Source organism: Streptomyces sp. NPDC021749 (genome assembly GCF_040640655.1).
In the GTDB taxonomy this organism is placed as follows: domain Bacteria; phylum Actinomycetota; class Actinomycetes; order Streptomycetales; family Streptomycetaceae; genus Streptomyces.
Genome location: NZ_JBFACE010000008.1, coordinates 30,941 through 46,705 on the forward strand (window position 1 = coordinate 30,941; position 15,765 = coordinate 46,705).

At 72.4% G+C, this 15,765-nt stretch carries 15 protein-coding genes; 8 read left to right on the top strand and 7 right to left on the bottom strand.

What is annotated here, in order from left to right:
* Positions 1 to 2: 2 nt before the first annotated feature.
* The 3 genes from AB0G35_RS10245 to AB0G35_RS10255 form a co-directional block, all read right to left on the bottom strand.
* Positions 3 to 1,061, bottom strand: a complete 1,059-nt coding sequence (locus tag AB0G35_RS10245; protein WP_360946770.1) for a MoxR family ATPase — start codon at positions 1,059 to 1,061, stop codon at positions 3 to 5.
* A 335-nt stretch (positions 1,062 to 1,396) separates the two neighbouring features.
* Positions 1,397 to 3,577: a trypsin-like peptidase domain-containing protein gene (locus AB0G35_RS10250; RefSeq protein WP_360946772.1), complete on the bottom strand. Its 2,181-nt coding sequence runs from the start codon at positions 3,575 to 3,577 to the stop codon at positions 1,397 to 1,399.
* Positions 3,577 to 4,068, bottom strand: coding sequence for a CU044_2847 family protein (locus AB0G35_RS10255; protein WP_360946774.1), 492 nt, complete (start codon positions 4,066 to 4,068; stop codon positions 3,577 to 3,579). Before AB0G35_RS10255 ends, AB0G35_RS10250 begins: the two co-directional genes overlap by 1 nt.
* A 152-nt stretch (positions 4,069 to 4,220) precedes the next feature.
* Here AB0G35_RS10255 and AB0G35_RS10260 point away from each other — a divergent pair, with 152 nt between their 5' ends.
* The 4 genes from AB0G35_RS10260 (at position 4,221) to AB0G35_RS10275 (ending at position 7,824) form a co-directional block, all read left to right on the top strand.
* Positions 4,221 to 4,400: a DUF6104 family protein gene (locus AB0G35_RS10260; protein WP_030415955.1), complete on the top strand. Its 180-nt coding sequence runs from the start codon at positions 4,221 to 4,223 to the stop codon at positions 4,398 to 4,400.
* 175 nt (positions 4,401 to 4,575) lie between these two features.
* A complete protein-coding gene (locus AB0G35_RS10265) occupies positions 4,576 to 5,451 on the top strand; it encodes a DUF4097 family beta strand repeat-containing protein (RefSeq protein WP_360946776.1) in 876 nt (291 codons plus the stop codon).
* Between the two features lie 2 nt (positions 5,452 to 5,453).
* Complete coding sequence (locus AB0G35_RS10270; RefSeq protein ID WP_360946778.1) at positions 5,454 to 6,611, top strand: helix-turn-helix transcriptional regulator; 1,158 nt, start codon at positions 5,454 to 5,456, stop codon at positions 6,609 to 6,611.
* A 385-nt stretch (positions 6,612 to 6,996) separates the two neighbouring features.
* Positions 6,997 to 7,824: a hypothetical protein gene (locus AB0G35_RS10275; protein ID WP_360946780.1), complete on the top strand. Its 828-nt coding sequence runs from the start codon at positions 6,997 to 6,999 to the stop codon at positions 7,822 to 7,824.
* Positions 7,825 to 8,030: 206 nt separating this feature from the next.
* Here the strand turns inward: AB0G35_RS10275 and AB0G35_RS10280 are convergent, their stop codons facing one another.
* Together AB0G35_RS10280 and AB0G35_RS10285 are read right to left on the bottom strand one after the other, a co-directional pair.
* Positions 8,031 to 8,993 (bottom strand): zinc-binding dehydrogenase, encoded by a 963-nt coding sequence (locus AB0G35_RS10280; RefSeq protein WP_360946782.1) that lies wholly within the window; start codon positions 8,991 to 8,993, stop codon positions 8,031 to 8,033.
* 192 nt (positions 8,994 to 9,185) lie between these two features.
* Entirely contained in the window at positions 9,186 to 10,415 is a 1,230-nt protein-coding gene (locus tag AB0G35_RS10285; RefSeq protein ID WP_360946784.1) for an NADP-dependent malic enzyme, read from the bottom strand.
* A 541-nt stretch (positions 10,416 to 10,956) separates the two neighbouring features.
* Between AB0G35_RS10285 and AB0G35_RS10290 the strand changes: the two genes are divergently transcribed.
* From AB0G35_RS10290 to AB0G35_RS10300, 3 genes are all read left to right on the top strand, one after another.
* Positions 10,957 to 11,931 carry an ABC transporter substrate-binding protein gene (locus AB0G35_RS10290; protein ID WP_360946786.1) on the top strand — a complete coding sequence of 325 codons (975 nt, stop codon included), beginning with the start codon at positions 10,957 to 10,959 and terminating at the stop codon, positions 11,929 to 11,931.
* Positions 11,932 to 11,993: 62 nt separating this feature from the next.
* On the top strand, positions 11,994 to 12,935 hold the full coding sequence (locus AB0G35_RS10295) for an amino acid ABC transporter permease (RefSeq protein ID WP_360946788.1): 942 nt from the start codon (positions 11,994 to 11,996) through the stop codon (positions 12,933 to 12,935).
* Positions 12,936 to 12,979: 44 nt separating this feature from the next.
* Positions 12,980 to 13,732, top strand: a complete 753-nt coding sequence (locus tag AB0G35_RS10300) for an amino acid ABC transporter ATP-binding protein (RefSeq protein ID WP_360947111.1) — start codon at positions 12,980 to 12,982, stop codon at positions 13,730 to 13,732.
* Positions 13,733 to 13,814: 82 nt separating this feature from the next.
* Here AB0G35_RS10300 and AB0G35_RS10305 read toward each other — a convergent pair whose 3' ends face one another.
* On the bottom strand, positions 13,815 to 14,576 hold the full coding sequence (locus AB0G35_RS10305; protein ID WP_360946790.1) for a class I SAM-dependent methyltransferase: 762 nt from the start codon (positions 14,574 to 14,576) through the stop codon (positions 13,815 to 13,817).
* A gap of 93 nt (positions 14,577 to 14,669) precedes the next feature.
* Here AB0G35_RS10305 and AB0G35_RS10310 point away from each other — a divergent pair, with 93 nt between their 5' ends.
* Positions 14,670 to 15,299: a CGNR zinc finger domain-containing protein gene (locus AB0G35_RS10310; protein ID WP_360946792.1), complete on the top strand. Its 630-nt coding sequence runs from the start codon at positions 14,670 to 14,672 to the stop codon at positions 15,297 to 15,299.
* Here AB0G35_RS10310 and sodX read toward each other — a convergent pair.
* Complete coding sequence (gene sodX / locus AB0G35_RS10315) at positions 15,203 to 15,697, bottom strand: nickel-type superoxide dismutase maturation protease (RefSeq protein WP_360946794.1); 495 nt, start codon at positions 15,695 to 15,697, stop codon at positions 15,203 to 15,205. The genes AB0G35_RS10310 and sodX overlap by 97 nt on opposite strands.
* Positions 15,698 to 15,765 lie beyond the last annotated feature (68 nt).

Consider the following 15,765-nt stretch of genomic DNA (forward strand, 5'->3'; position numbering starts at 1 on the left):
ACTCACCTCGTCCGATCGAGAGGCCGCATCAGCTCCGCCGTCAGTCGCCGCCGGGTCTCCTCCTCGTCCTGGTCCGTCCAGCCGGCCTTCTGCGTGAGGTGGATGGCGTTGAAGAGCTGGTCGACGGCGCGCACGTCACCGGGCTCGCGGTCCAGGAACCGGTCGATCACGGATTCGTAGCGCTCGGCCGCGCCCTCGCCGAAGTGGGCCCGCACCATGGCGGCCAGCCGCTCCTTGTCGGGCGCCGGTATGTGGAGGTGGATGCAGCGGCGCAGCAGGGGCGCCGGGAAGTCCCGCTCGCCGTTGCTGGTGAGGACGATGAAGGGGAAGGCGTGGCAGCGCACCCGGCCGCCGCGGACCGCCACCTGCGTGCCGTCGTCGGTGAGCACCTCCACCTCGGGCGCCGATCCGGCCAGCCGCTCCAGCTCCGGAATCCTGAACTCCCCTTCTTCCAGGACGTTGAGGAGGTCGTTGGGCAGGTCGATGTCGCTCTTGTCGAGCTCGTCGACGAGCAGCACCCGGGGCCGGGCGGCCGGCAACAGGGCCGTGCCCAGCGGGCCGAGACGGATGTAGCGGCCGATGCCGCCGCCCGGTTCGCCGGCCCCGTCCTCGGTGTCTCCGGCACCGCCGTCCGCGGCGGGCGACGGGGCGGCGCGGGCGATCTGGAGGTCCTGGAGCCGGCCGATGGCGTCGTAGTCGTACAGGCCGTCGCGGAGCGTGCTGCGGCTGACCACCGGCCAGCTGAGCACCCGGCCGAGGCCGAGTTCGTACGCGACCGAATGCGCGAGGGTGCTCTTGCCGCTGCCCGGGGCGCCGGTCACCAGCAGCGGCCGGCGCAGGTAGAGCGCGGCGTTGACCAGCTCGCGCTCGGTCTCGCCGGGGCGGTGGTGGCTGGCCTCGCGGTACTGCACACCGAGCCTGCGCTCGGAGGCGGGGTCGAGCGCGGCCGGCGGCGCCACGAGGGGGCCGCCGTCGAAATCACGCCAGGGGGGCGGCGGCGGAAGGTGCTCGATTCCGTCGTGCGGTGCCCCCGCGCCACGGTAGATGAGCCAGTCGCTCACGTCGGAACTCCTCGTCGCCGGCCCGGGTCGATACCTTCTGTCACGGCCTTCTGTCACGTCATCGCGCCACCGCGCGGGTCCTCACGTCGTCCCGCTCACATCGTCACGTGCCCGCAGCCCGGCCACGCCGAACTGCCCTGCGCCGTCGCGCCGTTGCGCCACATCGTCCACGCACAAGTCTTCCACGAAGCTATGACAGTACCCATCCCCGCGGAAGCGCACGGGGCGGTTTCCGGTCTCGCGGGTCGCGGGCGGGGCGCTGCGCGCCGGGCGGGGGCACGGGACCGGGGCACGGCATCGGCCACCCGGCGCACGCCCTCGTGCGCTGCCCCCGCTCATCCGGGGGACACCTGGGGCCGGTCCGGGAAGAGCGCGGGCAACGGATCCTCCGGATCGTCGTAGAGGAGGATCAGGTCACGCGCCCAGTGGCTGCCCTCCTCCGCCGCCTCGGCGGCCTTGGCGCGCAGCTGCCGGACGAGTTCGGGGAGCCGCACCAGGCCGCCCGAGCCCTGGAGCAACTCCCGTACGCCGCGGTGGAATTCCTCGCAGGCGGCGTCGCACTCCCGCTCCTCGCCATGACCGCGGGCCGGCCACAGCCCGGCCGGGAAGCCGGTGTCCAGGGCCACCCCGACCGCGTCCCGGCCGAACCCGTCGGCGACCGTCCGGCACAGCGCGGGCAGCGCCCCGTCCTCCGCCGTCTCCAGCAGCCGCCAGATCGTCTCGGCCGAGCCACCGGGGCGCACGCCGGCGCCCGTGGGCGGGATGCGCAGCGCCGACAGGGCGGGGACGGCGGTCATCCCCTGCCAGCGGCGCAGCCAGGCCGGATCGACCTCCTCGCGCCGGCCCTGGTCCCGCAGGACCACCGCACGGCCGGGACCCACCGGCCGCCGCCGGGCGGTGCGCCGGGTCGACGCGGCGACCTCCCACTGGCCGGCGGCGGTGTGCCAGCGCCCTTCGGGGACGGCGACCTCCAGGCGCACCCGGGCGCCCGGCCCGGCGTCCCCGTCGGCCCGCAGCAGCCGCCCGCCGAGCCGCCGCAGCACCTGCTCGCGGGCCTCCTCGAACGGCACCCCGCCGGCCGACTCCTGGACGTCCACCCGCAGCCACTGCCCCCGGCCGTAGCCCTCGCTGACCGACCAGTTGTAGAGCTCATGGCCGTTCTCGTCGTAGAAGAGCGGCTCGAACTCGACGAGGACGGAGCGCGGGCGGCGGCGCACCGGCCCGATCCGTCGGCGGTCCTGCGGCTGCAGCACGACCGCCTTGGCCTGGACGAACTCCGCGAGCCTGGCCGTGCCTTCGCGGATCGCGGCGGCCTCCTCGCCCGGTACGTCCCGCACCTCGTCGGCGGTCCGCTGGGCCACGATCCGCAGGTAGTGCACGAAGGCGCGGAGCTCCGTGTACGGATCGCTGCCCTGGTAGAGCGCGCCGTGCCCGTCCCGCCAGGTGCGCAGCGACCAGGCGCCGGGCCGGGCGCCGCGCTCCAGCGCCTCGTCGACCGCCGCCTCGACGAGCAGCGGGTCGCGCGGTGCGGGCAGCCGGGCGAGCAGGTCCAGGGCCTGCAGCCGCTCCTGGACGCCCCAGAGGCGGCCGCGGCCCGCCATGATGGCGTGCTGGGCGTCGAACCAGGTCGGCCCGCCGGCCCGGGCGAGGTCCTGTCCGGCCCAGTGCCAGCGGTCGTGCAGCCCCATCAGCGCGTGGTACGGCTCGGGCCCGAGGCCTTCCGCACCGGCCACCAGATGCTCCGGGCCCAGCCCGCGCAGCGCGGTGACCGGTACCGCGAGGCCGACGTGGTCCTGCTGGTGGCGGCCCTTGACGATGCCGACGACCTCGCCGCGGTCACAGTCGATCAGCGGCCCGCCGGACGCCCCGGGGGTGACCCGGACATCGCTGCCGAACTGGAGCCCCCGGGCGTCCCGGGCGCCGAAACGGACGGCGATGAACGGGTCCACGGCGGCGGACGGGGCCGGCGCCCCGGCCGGCCCGCGCACCGCCGACTCACGTACTACGCGTTCCTCGGCGGCCGGCGTATCGCATCCGCCGGACCGCTCGTGCCCGCCGGGCTGCTCCTGTGCGCCCGACCGGTCGTGCCCGCGGAAGATGTAGGCGTCCTCCAGGAGCGTCGCCGGCTGGTCGCTCAGCCAGGCGCACGGATGGCCGGCCTCCGCGTCGAGCAGCCGCACCAGGGCGAGATCGGCACGGGCCGCGCCGGGGCCGGCCTCCGGGGCGGGCCGGCTCAGATCGTACACCAGGCGGGCCGGCTCCACCCGGCCGCCGAACACCACCCCGAAGACCCCCTCCGGGCCGGTGTCGCGGCGCCGTCCGTCGCTCGCCGCGAGGACGTGGGCGCAGGTCAGCACCCATCCCGGGGCGATCAGCACACCGCTGCCCCACAGCCGGATGTCGGCTGCGCCCGGCGCCGCGCGCAGCGCGACGGTGGTGCGGCCGGCGTGCTCCAGGAGCCGGGCGTACCGGGCGCGGTCGTCGCGGTCACCGGTACGTCCCTCGACGGTCGCCATCAGCGGCCCGTGTCATCCGGCTCCGGGGGGCCGGCCGGCGGATCCGGCTGCGGTGCGGCCGGGGGGTGCGCCTGCGGTGCGCCCGCCGGCGCGCCCCCACCGCGGTCCGGGCCGCCCTGCCGTTCCTGCCGGTCCTGCCGCCAGGTGAGGGTGACGGAGAGGTTCGTCTTGGCTTCGCCGTCGGCGAGCAGGGCGACCGCCTTGCCCGGTTTCGCGGAGAGCTCCACACCGAAGGTCACGCTGGTCTCGTGCGGTGCGACCCGGGCGGCGGCCTGGCGGACGCTGGCGGCCACCCCGCCGATCACCTCGCGGAGCCCCTCGACCCGGGCGCCCATCGCGTCCCAGGCGCCGACGTCCTCGAAATCCCCGTCCCCGTCCTCGCCCCCGCGCAGGGGATCGCTCCCGTCGAGGCCGGGGGCGTCCAGCCGGGAGACCCGGGCCCAGACCTCCGTCCCGTCGGGCAGTTCGATGCGCTGTGCGCGATCGTGCATCACGGCCTCCGCTCCCCCTGGACGGCAATTCCCCGATTGCCGCAGGACCGCTGACAGGTGATCAGGCTAGCCCCCGGGCGGCTGGGGCGCGAGAGGTCCGTGGGCCTGCCTATCCTGGCCGGGAATGACCCATGACCCCTGGTGGAGAGCGCGTGTATTTCACTGACCGTGGCATCGAGGAGCTGGAGAACCGGCGCGGCGAGGAGGAGGTCACCCTCGCGTGGGTGGCCGATCAGCTGCGCACGTTCGTCGATCTGAACCCGGACTTCGAGGTTCCGGTGGAGCGGCTGGCCACCTGGCTGGCGCGGCTGGACGACGAGGACGACGAGTAGGCGGACGAGGGACGAGGACCAGGGAAGACGTAGGGGACGAAAACCAGGGATGACGTAGGGGGCGAGTAGGGGACGGGTCAGGGTCGGGGCCGCTTGACTTCCCGGAGCCGCGATATATCGTGTCTGCTGAGGACGCGATATGTTGCGTTGCACGGCTATCCAGGGGAGGCCAGGAATGTCAGCCCGGACCGCGTGGTCGCAGAACCCGATCGAGGTGACCGAACCACGCACGCTGGAGATCCCGGACTCCGTCCGCGGGCTCAACGTCCGCCTGGTGGGCGGCACGGTCAACGTCGTCGGCACCTCCGACGACAGCCCCCCGCGCCTGGAGATCAGCGAGCTGCACGGCCCGCCCCTGACCGTCTCCTTCGACGACGGCACCCTGTCCGTCGCGTACGAGGACCTGCCCTGGAAGGGCTTCATGAAGTTCCTCGACCGCAAGGGATGGCAGCGCAGCGCGGTGGTCTCGGTGGCGGTGCCGGCCGGCACCCGGGTCGAGGTCGGGGTGATCGGCGCCAGCGCGGTGGTCTCCGGCATCTCGGGGCGTACGGACGTCCGCGGCATCTCCGGCGACATCACGCTGGTCGGCCTGACCGGCGGGGTGCGGGCGGACACGGTCTCCGGCAACGTCGAGGCGCAGTCGCTCCAGGGGGACCTGCGGTTCAACTCCGTCTCGGGCGATCTGACGGTGATCGACGGTGCGGGCGGCGCGGTGCGCGCGGACTCCGTCAGCGGCGACATGGTCCTGGACCTCGACCCCGGCAAGGGCGCCGGCATCACCCTCACCACGGTCTCCGGCGAGGTCGCCATCCGGCTGCCCGACCCCGCCGACGCCAGGGTCGAGGCCAACACCACGACCGGCACGGTCTCCAACGCCTTCGACGACCTCCGGGTCAGCGGCCAGTGGGGCGCCAAGAGGATCACCGGCTCGCTGGGCGCGGGCACCGGCCGCCTCAAGGTCACCACGATCTCCGGCGCACTGGCCCTGCTGCGCCGACCCGCCTACGAGGACTCCCCCGCCGACCCGCCCGCCGAGAAGAAGGTGCTCTGAGCATGCCCCCCGTCTTCGCCCATGGCCGCCTGCGCCTCTATCTCCTCAAGCTGCTGGACGAGGCCCCGCGGCACGGCTACGAGATCATCCGCCTCCTGGAGGAGCGCTTCCAGGGCCTCTACGCCCCCTCCGCCGGCACGGTCTACCCGCGGCTGGCCAAGCTGGAGGCCGAGGGCCTGGTGACGCATGCGACCGAGGGCGGCCGCAAGGTCTATTCGATCACCGACGCCGGTCGGGCCGAGCTCGCCGACCGCGGCGGCGAACTGGCCGATCTGGAACTGGAGATAAGGGAGTCGGTCGCCGCGCTGGCCTCCGACATCCGCGAGGACGTGAACGGCTCGGCGCGCGATCTGCGCCGCGAGATGCGCGAGGCCGCGCAGCAGGCCCGTGCGGGCGCGTCCGCGGGGGGCGGGCACGGCGGCGGCGCGAAGAACGGTGCCACGGCGGGCGCCGGACGCGGCGGCTCCGGACGGCCGTTCCCGGAGGCCGCGGACTACTTCGACGCCCCGTTCGGCGACAAGGAGGCCTGGCGGCAGGCGAAGGAGGAGTTCCGGCGCGCCAAGGAGGAGTGGAAGGAACAGGCCCGGCGGGCCAAGGAGGAGAGCAAGCGGGCCCGGCAGGACGCCCAGCGCGCCCGTAAGCAGGCCCGGGAGGCGCAGGTCTTCGCGCGTGAGGAGGTCCAGCGGGTCATCAGGCGGGTCCAGGAGCAGGCCCAGGGTGCGGTGCGGTCGGGCGACTGGTCGGGCGTGGTACGGGAGGCGTTGTCCGAAGTGTCCCGGGAGGTCGGCCGGTTCACCGGCGAACGGCCCGCGGAGGACCGGCCCACCGGGGAGCACACCCCCGACGACGGCACCAGGGTGACGGTCGAACGCATCGACCTCTCCAAGGAGGACACCGAGCACCCCCAGGAGCCCACCGCGTCCGCGGAGCCCCCTGCCCCCGAGTGGGCGAAGGAGCCCGTCAGCGGCGACCCGGCCCGCGACTTCGACCGGCTGCTGGACCGCTTCCGCGACGACCTGCGGGACGCGGCCCGCGATCACGGCGTCACGCCCGAGCAGTTCAGCGAAGCGCACCGCCGCCTGTCGGCCACCGCCGCGCACATCGGCGCCCTCCTCCGACACCCGGACCAGCATCCGCCCACCACGACCCCGCAGCGGTAGCCCGCAGTCCCACACCCGAGGCCCACAGCGGCGCGCCCGGTTCGCCGGCATACCGGCTCCGAAGCCCGCCGCCGCAGGCCCTCCCACCCTCCGCCACGCCCTCCGCCCCCGCGGCCGAAAGCGCACCCCCCCCCCGCCCCCAAGGAGCCCACCAGGCTCGCAGCACGGCCCCAACTCACCGACAACTACACAGAGTTGCCTTCTGCGCGCTGGATTCACGCGCCGTAATCGGGGAAGTCACTATTTCGCACGGCTTTTCGTCCGGCACGGGGGTTCCGACGGGCCCCTTCCCCACGCCGCCGGCCGGCGGCCGCGCTCCGGCCCCTTAAGGACCAGCCCGGTCAACTCCCTGTCCGCGCGCACCCGTAGCCCAAGAGGTAACGCGATGTCGGAATACCTTTCGGTCGCCCGCCGGATGTGGCATCTGCTGGAGCCACTGCACGCCATGCTGCACTTCGCGCCCGAAGCCCGTCAGGTCGCGGCGGACCTCGGTTACGACGTCGCCTCCCCCTGGCCCAGCTACTTCGCCTGGCGGACGGCTCCCCTCGGCGCCGCCGGGCCCGAGCTGGTGACCGCCACGTTCTACACCTTCAGCCCGCGCCTGGTCGCCCGGTACGTCCCGCAGATCTGGACGGTCGCGGAACCGGCCAAGGTGCTGGACGCCCGGCTGCTGGCCATGGACCGCGCACTGACCCCCCTCATCGACGGCCGGCTGACCACCGCTCAGCTCACGGAAGCGGCCCGGCTCGCGCGCCAGGCCGCCGAGAACGCCGGTCCGGCCGGCCGCCCGCTGGCCGCCGCCAACCGCGACCTGCCCTGGCCGGAGGCCCCCCACCTGGTCCTCTGGCAGGCCGCCAGCGTCATCCGGGAGCACCGCGGCGACGGCCGGGTGGCGGCGCTGCTGACGTGCGGACTGGACCCGTGCGAGGCGCTGGTGTCGTGCGCGGCGATCGGGACCGCGCCCGACGCCGGGTTCGCCGGGCGCGGCTGGAGCGCACAGGAGCGGAGCGACGCCCGCCATCGCCTCGCCGCGCGCGGCTGGATCGCCCCGGACGGCAGCGCGACCGCACGCGCCCGTGAAGAACGCCAGACCATCGAGCGCCTGACGGACCGGCTCGCGGCCGGCCCCTGGCGCGCCCTCGGCCGCTCCCGCGCCGACCGCCTGGCCCAACTCCTGGAGTACCTGCCCCGCCCCACGTTCCGCTGCGCTTAGCGGCGCCGCGTACGCACTGGGCCGTCCCGCCGCGGGGGTTTCCCACCGTTGCGCGCTGTGCGACGCCGCGTACGTTGTCGGCTGTCCCGCCATGCGTGTTGTTCGCCGTTGCTCCCCCACTGCCTGAAGGGCGTGAGGGAGCAACGGCGAGAAACCACCGCGGCGCCGCAGCCAAACACGCGGGAAGCCACGCCAAGCAGCGGAATTCAGACGGTAAGGACGATCTTGCCGAACAGGTCCCCCTCGGCCATCTTCGCGAAGCCCTCGGGGGCCCGGTCCAGCGGCAGGGTGGAGTCGATCACGGGGCGGATCCCCTTCGCGGCGCAGAAGCTGAGCAGGCCGGCCAGTTCCTCCTTGCTGCCCATCGTCGAGCCGACGATCTTCAGCTCCAGGAAGAAGATCCGGTTGAGCTCCCCGCTCTTGGGGGTGAAACCGCTGGTCGCGCCGGAGATGACGAGCGTTCCGCCGGGGCGCAGCGACCTGACGGAGTGCGACCAGGTGGCGGCGCCGACCGTCTCGATCACCGCGTCCACCCGCTGCGGCAGCCGCTCGCCGCTGGCGAACACCGCCTCGGCGCCCAGTTCCAGGGCGCGCTTGCGCTTGGCCTCGTCGCGGCTGGTGGCGAAGACCCGCAGCCCGGCAGCGGCGCCCAGCACGATCGCCGCGGTCGCCACGCCGCCGCCCGCGCCCTGCACCAGCACGCTGTCGCCGGGCCGTACGCCCGCGTTGGTGAACAGCATCCGGTACGCGGTCAGCCAGGCGGTCGGCAGGCAGGCGGCCTCCTCGAAGGACAGCTCCTTCGGCTTGGGCAGCACGTTCCAGGCGGGAACGGTGACCTGCTCGGCGAAGGAGCCCTGGTAGCGCTCGGTGAGGATGGAGGGCTTCTCCTTGGGGCCGACGCCGTGACCCGTCTGGCCGATGACGGAGTGCAGCACGACCTCGTTGCCGTCCGCGTCGATCCCGGCGGCGTCGCAGCCGAGGATCATCGGCAGCGCGTCCTCGGTGATGCCCACCCCGCGCAGCGTCCACAGGTCGTGGTGGTTGAGCGAGGCGGCCTTGACGTTGACGGTCGTCCAGCCGGGGCGTACGTCGGGGGCCGGGCGCTCCCCCAACTCAAGGCCGTTCAGCGGCTGGTCACGGTCGATGCGGGCGGCATAGGCAGCAAACATGATCCCAACGTAGGCCGCGGGCGGGCGCCGCGGTACCGCGCACGGGTGTGACACGCGCCGCGCCACCCGGCCGCAAACCGGCACAACGGCCGCGCACCTCATCAGGTCGCACACCGCGACGGGCCGGGCCCGCACCCTGAGGAAGGTGCGGGCCCGGCCCGTGCGCGTGGGCGGCAAGGGCCGCCCGGTGGCTCAGCGGCGTGCCACGCCCTCGGCTCGGGCGGCGGCCGCCACGGCGGCGGTGACGGCGGGGGCGACCCGCTCGTCGAACGGCGAGGGGATGACCCGGTCGGCGCTCAGCTCGTCGGCGACGACGGCGGCCAGCGCCTCGGCGGCGGCGAGCTTCATGCCCTCCGTGATCCGCGACGCGCGCACCTGCATGGCGCCGGCGAAGATGCCGGGGAAGGCGAGCACGTTGTTGATCTGGTTGGGGAAGTCGCTGCGCCCGGTGGCCACCACGGCCGCGTACTTGTGCGCGACGTCGGGGTGGATCTCGGGGGTGGGGTTGGCCATGGCGAAGATCAGCGAGTTCTTCGCCATCTTGGCCACCGCCGCCTCCGCCACCGTGCCGCCGGAGACCCCGATGAAGACGTCGGCGCCGTCCAGCGCCTGCTCCAGCGACCCGGTCAGCTTCGCCTTGTTGGTGAAGCCGGCCAGCTCGCGCTTGACGTCGGTGAGGTCCTCGCGGTCCGCGGAGACGACGCCCTTGCGGTCGCAGACCGCGACGTCGCCGATGCCGGCCTCGATGAGGATCTTGGCGATGGCGACCCCGGCCGCGCCGGCGCCGGAGATGACCGCGCGCAGCTGCCCCAGCGAGCGGTCGGTGAGCTTCGCGGCGTTGCGCAGCGCGGCGAGCGTGACGACCGCGGTGCCGTGCTGGTCGTCGTGGAAGACGGGGATGTCCAGGGCTTCCTGGAGCCGGCGCTCGATCTCGAAGCACCGCGGCGCCGAGATGTCCTCCAGGTTGACGCCGCCGAAGGACGGGGCCATCCGGACGACGGTCTCGACGATCTCGTCGGTGTCGGTGGTGCCGAGCGCGATCGGCACCGCGTCGACGCCGCCGAACTGCTTGAACAGGATGGCCTTGCCCTCCATCACGGGGAGGGAGGCCTCCGGGCCGATGTCGCCCAGGCCCAGCACCGCGGTGCCGTCCGTGACGACCGCGACGACCTGGGACTTCCACGTGTAGTCGTGCACGAGCTCGGGCTGCTCGGCGATGGCGCTGCACACCTTGGCGACGCCCGGCGTGTACGCGAGGGACAGGTCGTCCTTGTCACGCACCGGGACGGTGGCCTGAATGGCCATTTTGCCGCCGCGATGCAGCGCGAAGGCCGGATCGAAGGTGCCGTCGGGCGCCGTGCCCGTGCCTTCGTCCGCGCCGGTATTGCCGTCGCTGGCGGGATTGACGATCTCCGCTGCCACTTGTCTTACCCCTTTTATTCGTAAATCTGCTGAGGGTGACCACTCCCTGGTTAAGGGGTGGGCGGGCACCGCGTCCGCGCCCTGCGTGACGGTTGGCCGCCGCGCGGGGGGAGGTACGGACGCCGGGCGCGCCGCACACGCGCCCTGAGCCCCGGATGAGGGGTGTAACGCACCTTTCTACCCGACGGGCGCAGGCCCCGACGAGTCAGATTCATTACCCTCGGGTTGAGAGGCCCGACAATAACGGCGAAATGGACGAAAAGGGCAGAAGAGCCATGAGTCTGCTGTCCGGATTCCGAGACACCCGGAGTGAACCTAACGCCCCTCGCGCCTCACCGGACGCCGGCTTCGCATCTGCCACAAGGCCGTCACCTTCGCTTCCCCGTCCGTTATCCGATTTTGACCTGTACGACAGTCCGAATACCGGAGTCCGGATGGCAAGATTCCGTCACCAACCGAGGTCGCGACGCTCGAAGGGGTGCGCACGGCCCCTTTGTCACGTCTTTGTCACGTCGGCTTCTCCATCCGCAGGAGGATCAGCATGACCGCAAGCACCACGCGTCGCCCGGCCGCCGGCAGGCACCGTAAAGCCGTGGCGGGTGCGGCCGCGGTCGTCGCCTCGCTGATGGTGCTCAGCGCCTGCGGCGACCAGACGGACGCCGCGATCGCCCGGCGCGAGGCACAGAAGAGCCGGAACGTCCATGCGCCGCTGTTCAAACTGCTGCCCAAGGACGTGCAGGAAAAGGGCTTCCTGCAGGTCGGCTCGGACATCACCTACAAGCCGGTGGAATTCCGCTCGAACGGTGTGGTCAAGGGCATCGACCCGGACCTCGCGGCGGCGATGAGCAAGCTGCTGGGCATCAAGCTCAACTTCAACAACGCCACCTTCGACACCCTCATGGGCGGCCTGAAGTCCAAGCGCTACGACATCGCGATGTCGGCGATGACGGACACCAAGGAGCGCCAGCAGGGCATCGACAGCAACACCGGCAAGAAGATCGGCCAGGGCGTCGACTTCATCGACTACCTCAACGTCGGCGTCTCGCTGTACACCCAGAAGGGCAAGACCAACGGCGTCGACGGCTGGGAAACGCTGTGCGGCAAGAAGATCGCGGTACAGCGCGGCACGGTCTCGCACGACCTGGCCAAGGACAAGTCGAAGGCCTGCCAGAAGAACGACCAGGAGCCGATCTCGATCGAGGCGTTCGACAACGACTCCGAGGCGCAGACCCGGCTGCGGACCGGCGGCGTGGACGCCGTATCCAGCGACTACCCCGTCGCGGCGTACGCGGTGAAGGTCTCCGGGGGCGGCAAGGACTTCCAGATGGTCGGCGGCGCGCCCCTCAAGGCGGCCCCGTACGGCATCGCCGTCCCCAAGGGCCAGGAGAAGCTCCGCGACGCCCTCAAGGCCGCCGTGGAACTCGCGATCAAGAAGGGCTCGTACGCCGACGTCCTGGACAAGTGGGATGTCAAGGACGCGGCGGTCAAGGAAGTGAAGCTCAACGGCGGCACCTGAGCCGCCGTCAGCCGTCCCGTCCCCTTTCCGGCCCCTCCGCCGAATGCTGAAAGGCAACATCCGTGTCAGTTGACGTCGACAAGCCGGCCCAGCCGCCGGCGGACGCCCCGCCCCCGCCCGAGTCCATCAAGGCCATCCCGGTCCGCCACTACGGGCGCTGGGTCGCGGCGCTCGTCGTCCTCGGGCTGATCGCGCTGCTGTTCCGGGCCTTCGCCTCCGGGAACGTCAACTGGGGCGCGATCCCCCAGTACATGTTCAACGCGGACATCCTCAAGGGCCTGCGCAACACCCTGCTGATCACCGTCCTGTCGATGATCATCGGCATCGTGCTCGGCGTGATACTGGCCGTGATGCGCCAGTCCAAGAACCCGGTGACGTCCTCCGTCGCGTGGTTCTACGTCTGGTTCTTCCGCGGCACCCCGGTGTACGTCCAGCTGTTCCTCTGGTTCAACCTGGGCCTGGTCTTCCAGTACATCGACATCATGCCGATCTACAAGGACGAGTGGTCGGACTTCATGACCCCGTTCCTGTGCGCGCTGCTCGGCCTCGGCCTCAACGAGGCCGCGTACATGGCGGAGATCTGCCGGGCCGGCCTGAACGCCGTCGACGAGGGCCAGACCGAGGCGGCGCACGCACTGGGCATGAGTCACGCCAGGACGCTGCGCCGGATCATCGTGCCGCAGGCGATGCGGGTGATCGTGCCGCCGACCGGCAACGAGGTCATCAACATGCTGAAGACCTCCTCGCTGGTCATCGCCGTGCAGTACTACGACCTCCTGCAGGCCGCGCAGAACGTGGGCCGGGACTCCGGTGTCGTCGTCGAGATGCTGATCCTCGCCGCCGCCTGGTACCTGATCGCCACCACCGTGCTGAGCATCGGCCAGTACTACCTGGAGCGCTACTACGCGCGGGGCTCCAGCCGCCAGCTCCCGCCCACCCCGCTCCAGCGCGCCAAGGCGAAGCTGTCCGGCGGCTTCAACCGCTCCGCCGGAGGTGTCGGATGACCAGCAAGCTGACGACGAAGGCCGCCGGCAGCAGCGGCGGCCCGATGGTCAAGGCCGAGGGCGTCCACAAGTCCTTCGGCGCGGCGCACATCCTCAAGGGCATCGACCTGGAGGTCGCGCCCCGCGAGGTCTTCTGCCTGATCGGCCCGTCCGGCTCCGGCAAGTCGACGTTCCTGCGCTGCATCAACCACCTGGAGAAGATCAACGCCGGCCGGCTGTCCGTCGACGGCGAACTGGTCGGCTACCGCGAGCACAACGGCAAGCTCTACGAGCTGCGCGACCGCGAGGTCGCCGCCCGCCGCCGCGACATCGGCATGGTCTTCCAGCGCTTCAACCTCTTCCCGCACATGACCGCGATCGAGAACGTCATGGAGGCGCCGGTCCAGGTCAAGGGCGAGTCCAAGGCCGCGGCCCGGGAGCGCGCGGCCAAGCTCCTGGACCGGGTCGGTCTGGCCGACAAGGCCGGGAACTACCCCTCGCAGCTCTCCGGCGGCCAGCAGCAGCGGGTGGCGATCGCCCGGGCCCTGGCCATGGAGCCGAAGCTGATGCTCTTCGACGAGCCGACCTCGGCGCTCGACCCGGAGCTGGTCGGTGACGTCCTGGACGTCATGAAGGACCTGGCGGCGGACGGTATGACGATGATCGTCGTCACCCACGAGATGGGCTTCGCCCGCGAGGTCGGCGACTCGCTGGTCTTCATGGACAACGGCGTGGTCGTCGAGTCCGGCCACCCGCGCGAGGTCCTGGGCAACCCGCAGCACGAGCGGACGAAGTCGTTCCTGTCGAAGGTGCTGTGAGGCCGCTCCCGTAGAAGGTGCGGTACGACGTGGTGGGCCGGCCCCGGGGGGAGCGGCCCACCACCGCTTCGTACGGGCGGCGCTACTTGAGCCCGAGCACCAGCGCGTCGGTGGGCGAGGACCACACCGTCCGGGCCTCCGCGAAGCCCGAGTCCCGCAGGGCGGCCGCGTGCCAGGCCGCCGAGGGGGTGTCGCCGTCGGCGTGCTCGCCGTAGATCTCGAAGCGCTCGGCGGTCGGCTTGGCCAGCCGCGGGTCGGCGGCGGCCAGCTGCCACCACTCGGCCCAGTCGACCGCGCCGGCGGCCTTGGCCTCGTCCATCCGGGCGTGCCGGAAGGCCCGCTCGGCGGCGTTGATCCGCGGGGTGGACGCCTCCGGCATGCGGTCGGCGTTGAGGAAGACCCCGCCGTCCCGCACCAGCGCGCCGAGCTGGCCGTAGAGGGCCCGCAGGTCCTCGGAGTGCAGCCAGTGCAGCGCGGTCGCGGTGAGGACGGCGTCGTAGGAGTCGTGCGGCAGCTTCGCCGTCCAGTCCGGGTCCTTCAGATCGGCCCGTACGAACCTGACCCGGCGCTCGTTCTCGAAGTACCCTTCCGCGATGGCCAGCAGCGCGGGATCCAGGTCGACACCCACACTCTCGGCCTCCGGGAACCGCTTCAGCAGCCGGTCGGTGATACTGCCCGTGCCGCACGCGAGGTCGAGTACCCGGGGCGCGGGGCCCACCAGCGCCTCGACCATGTCCAGCATCACCCGGAACCGCTCCTCGCGGTCGGGGAGGTACCACTCCTGCTGCCGGTCCCAACTGTCCTGCCACGCCTGCCAGTCGGCACCGACGACGGTCTCGGTCATCGCTTCCCCTTCACGCCGTAATACCCTGGTAGTGGGTACGCCCATTACCGCACCTCACACCCGCACCCTATCCGCCGCCCGTAAGGACTACAAGTGGAACTGGCCTATTACTCGGACTATGCCGTGCGACTGGTCAACACCGAGCAGCCCGAGCGCGGCAGCGACAGCCTGACCTCGGTCGAGGCCGTGCGCGAGCTCTTCGGGCCCGCCCAGCAGGCGGCCCGGCGGGCGACCGACAGCGACGTCACCCGGCTGCGGGCGGTGCGCGCCCGGCTGCGCGCGGTCTTCGAGGCCGCCGACGCCGGCGACGAGGTCCTGGCGGTGGACCTGCTCAACGCACTGATGATGGAGTTCCCGGTCAGCCCGCAGATTTCCGGCCATGAGTACCGGGACGAGGACGGCCGGCCCCATTGGCACATGCACATCGCCGACCAGGCCGCCAACGCGACGGCCGGCTTCACCGCGACCGCCTGCATGGGCCTGGCCTTCCACCTCACCGAGCTGGGCGTGGACCGCCTGGGCATCTGCGAGGCGGCCCCCTGCCGCCACGTCTACCTGGACACGTCCACCAACCGCTCCCGGCGCTACTGCTCCGACCGCTGCGCCACCCGGGCCAACGTCGCCGCCTACCGCGCCCGCAAACGCCTGGAGAGCGAGCGCTCGGCCCGCACCGGACGGACCGCGGACGCCGCCCAGGAGAGCAGCGCGGGCACCGACCGCTGAACCCCGCGCGGCGACCGCAGCCGCAGCCGGGCACGGGCGATGACCAGTTCGTCCGGAACGACCCCGAATTCCCGGCTGTCGTTCTCGACGAACGGATTGTCCCCCTGGACCCACCAGCCGCCGTCCTGCCGCCGCAGGGCCCGCTTGACGATCAGCAGGTCCTGCCGGAACGGATGCCGCAGCACGACCACGTCACCGGGCCGGACCACCGCGCCGTACTGCACCACCAGCTGGTCACCGGGCTGCAGCGTGGGCACCATTGACGGGTTGTAGACCTCGGCCAGCCCGAACGCGCGGAGCAGCCCGGCCCGCTCCTGCCCCGGCTGCCTGCCCTCGCCCTGCCCCGGCTCGGCGCCCTCGCCCCGCTCCGGTCCGCGCTCGTCCACCCGCTCCGGCATCCCTTACCTCCCGGTCCAGCCCCGGTCCGATCCGCTCACGGTCCATCCTCCAACAGTCCCGGACCGAC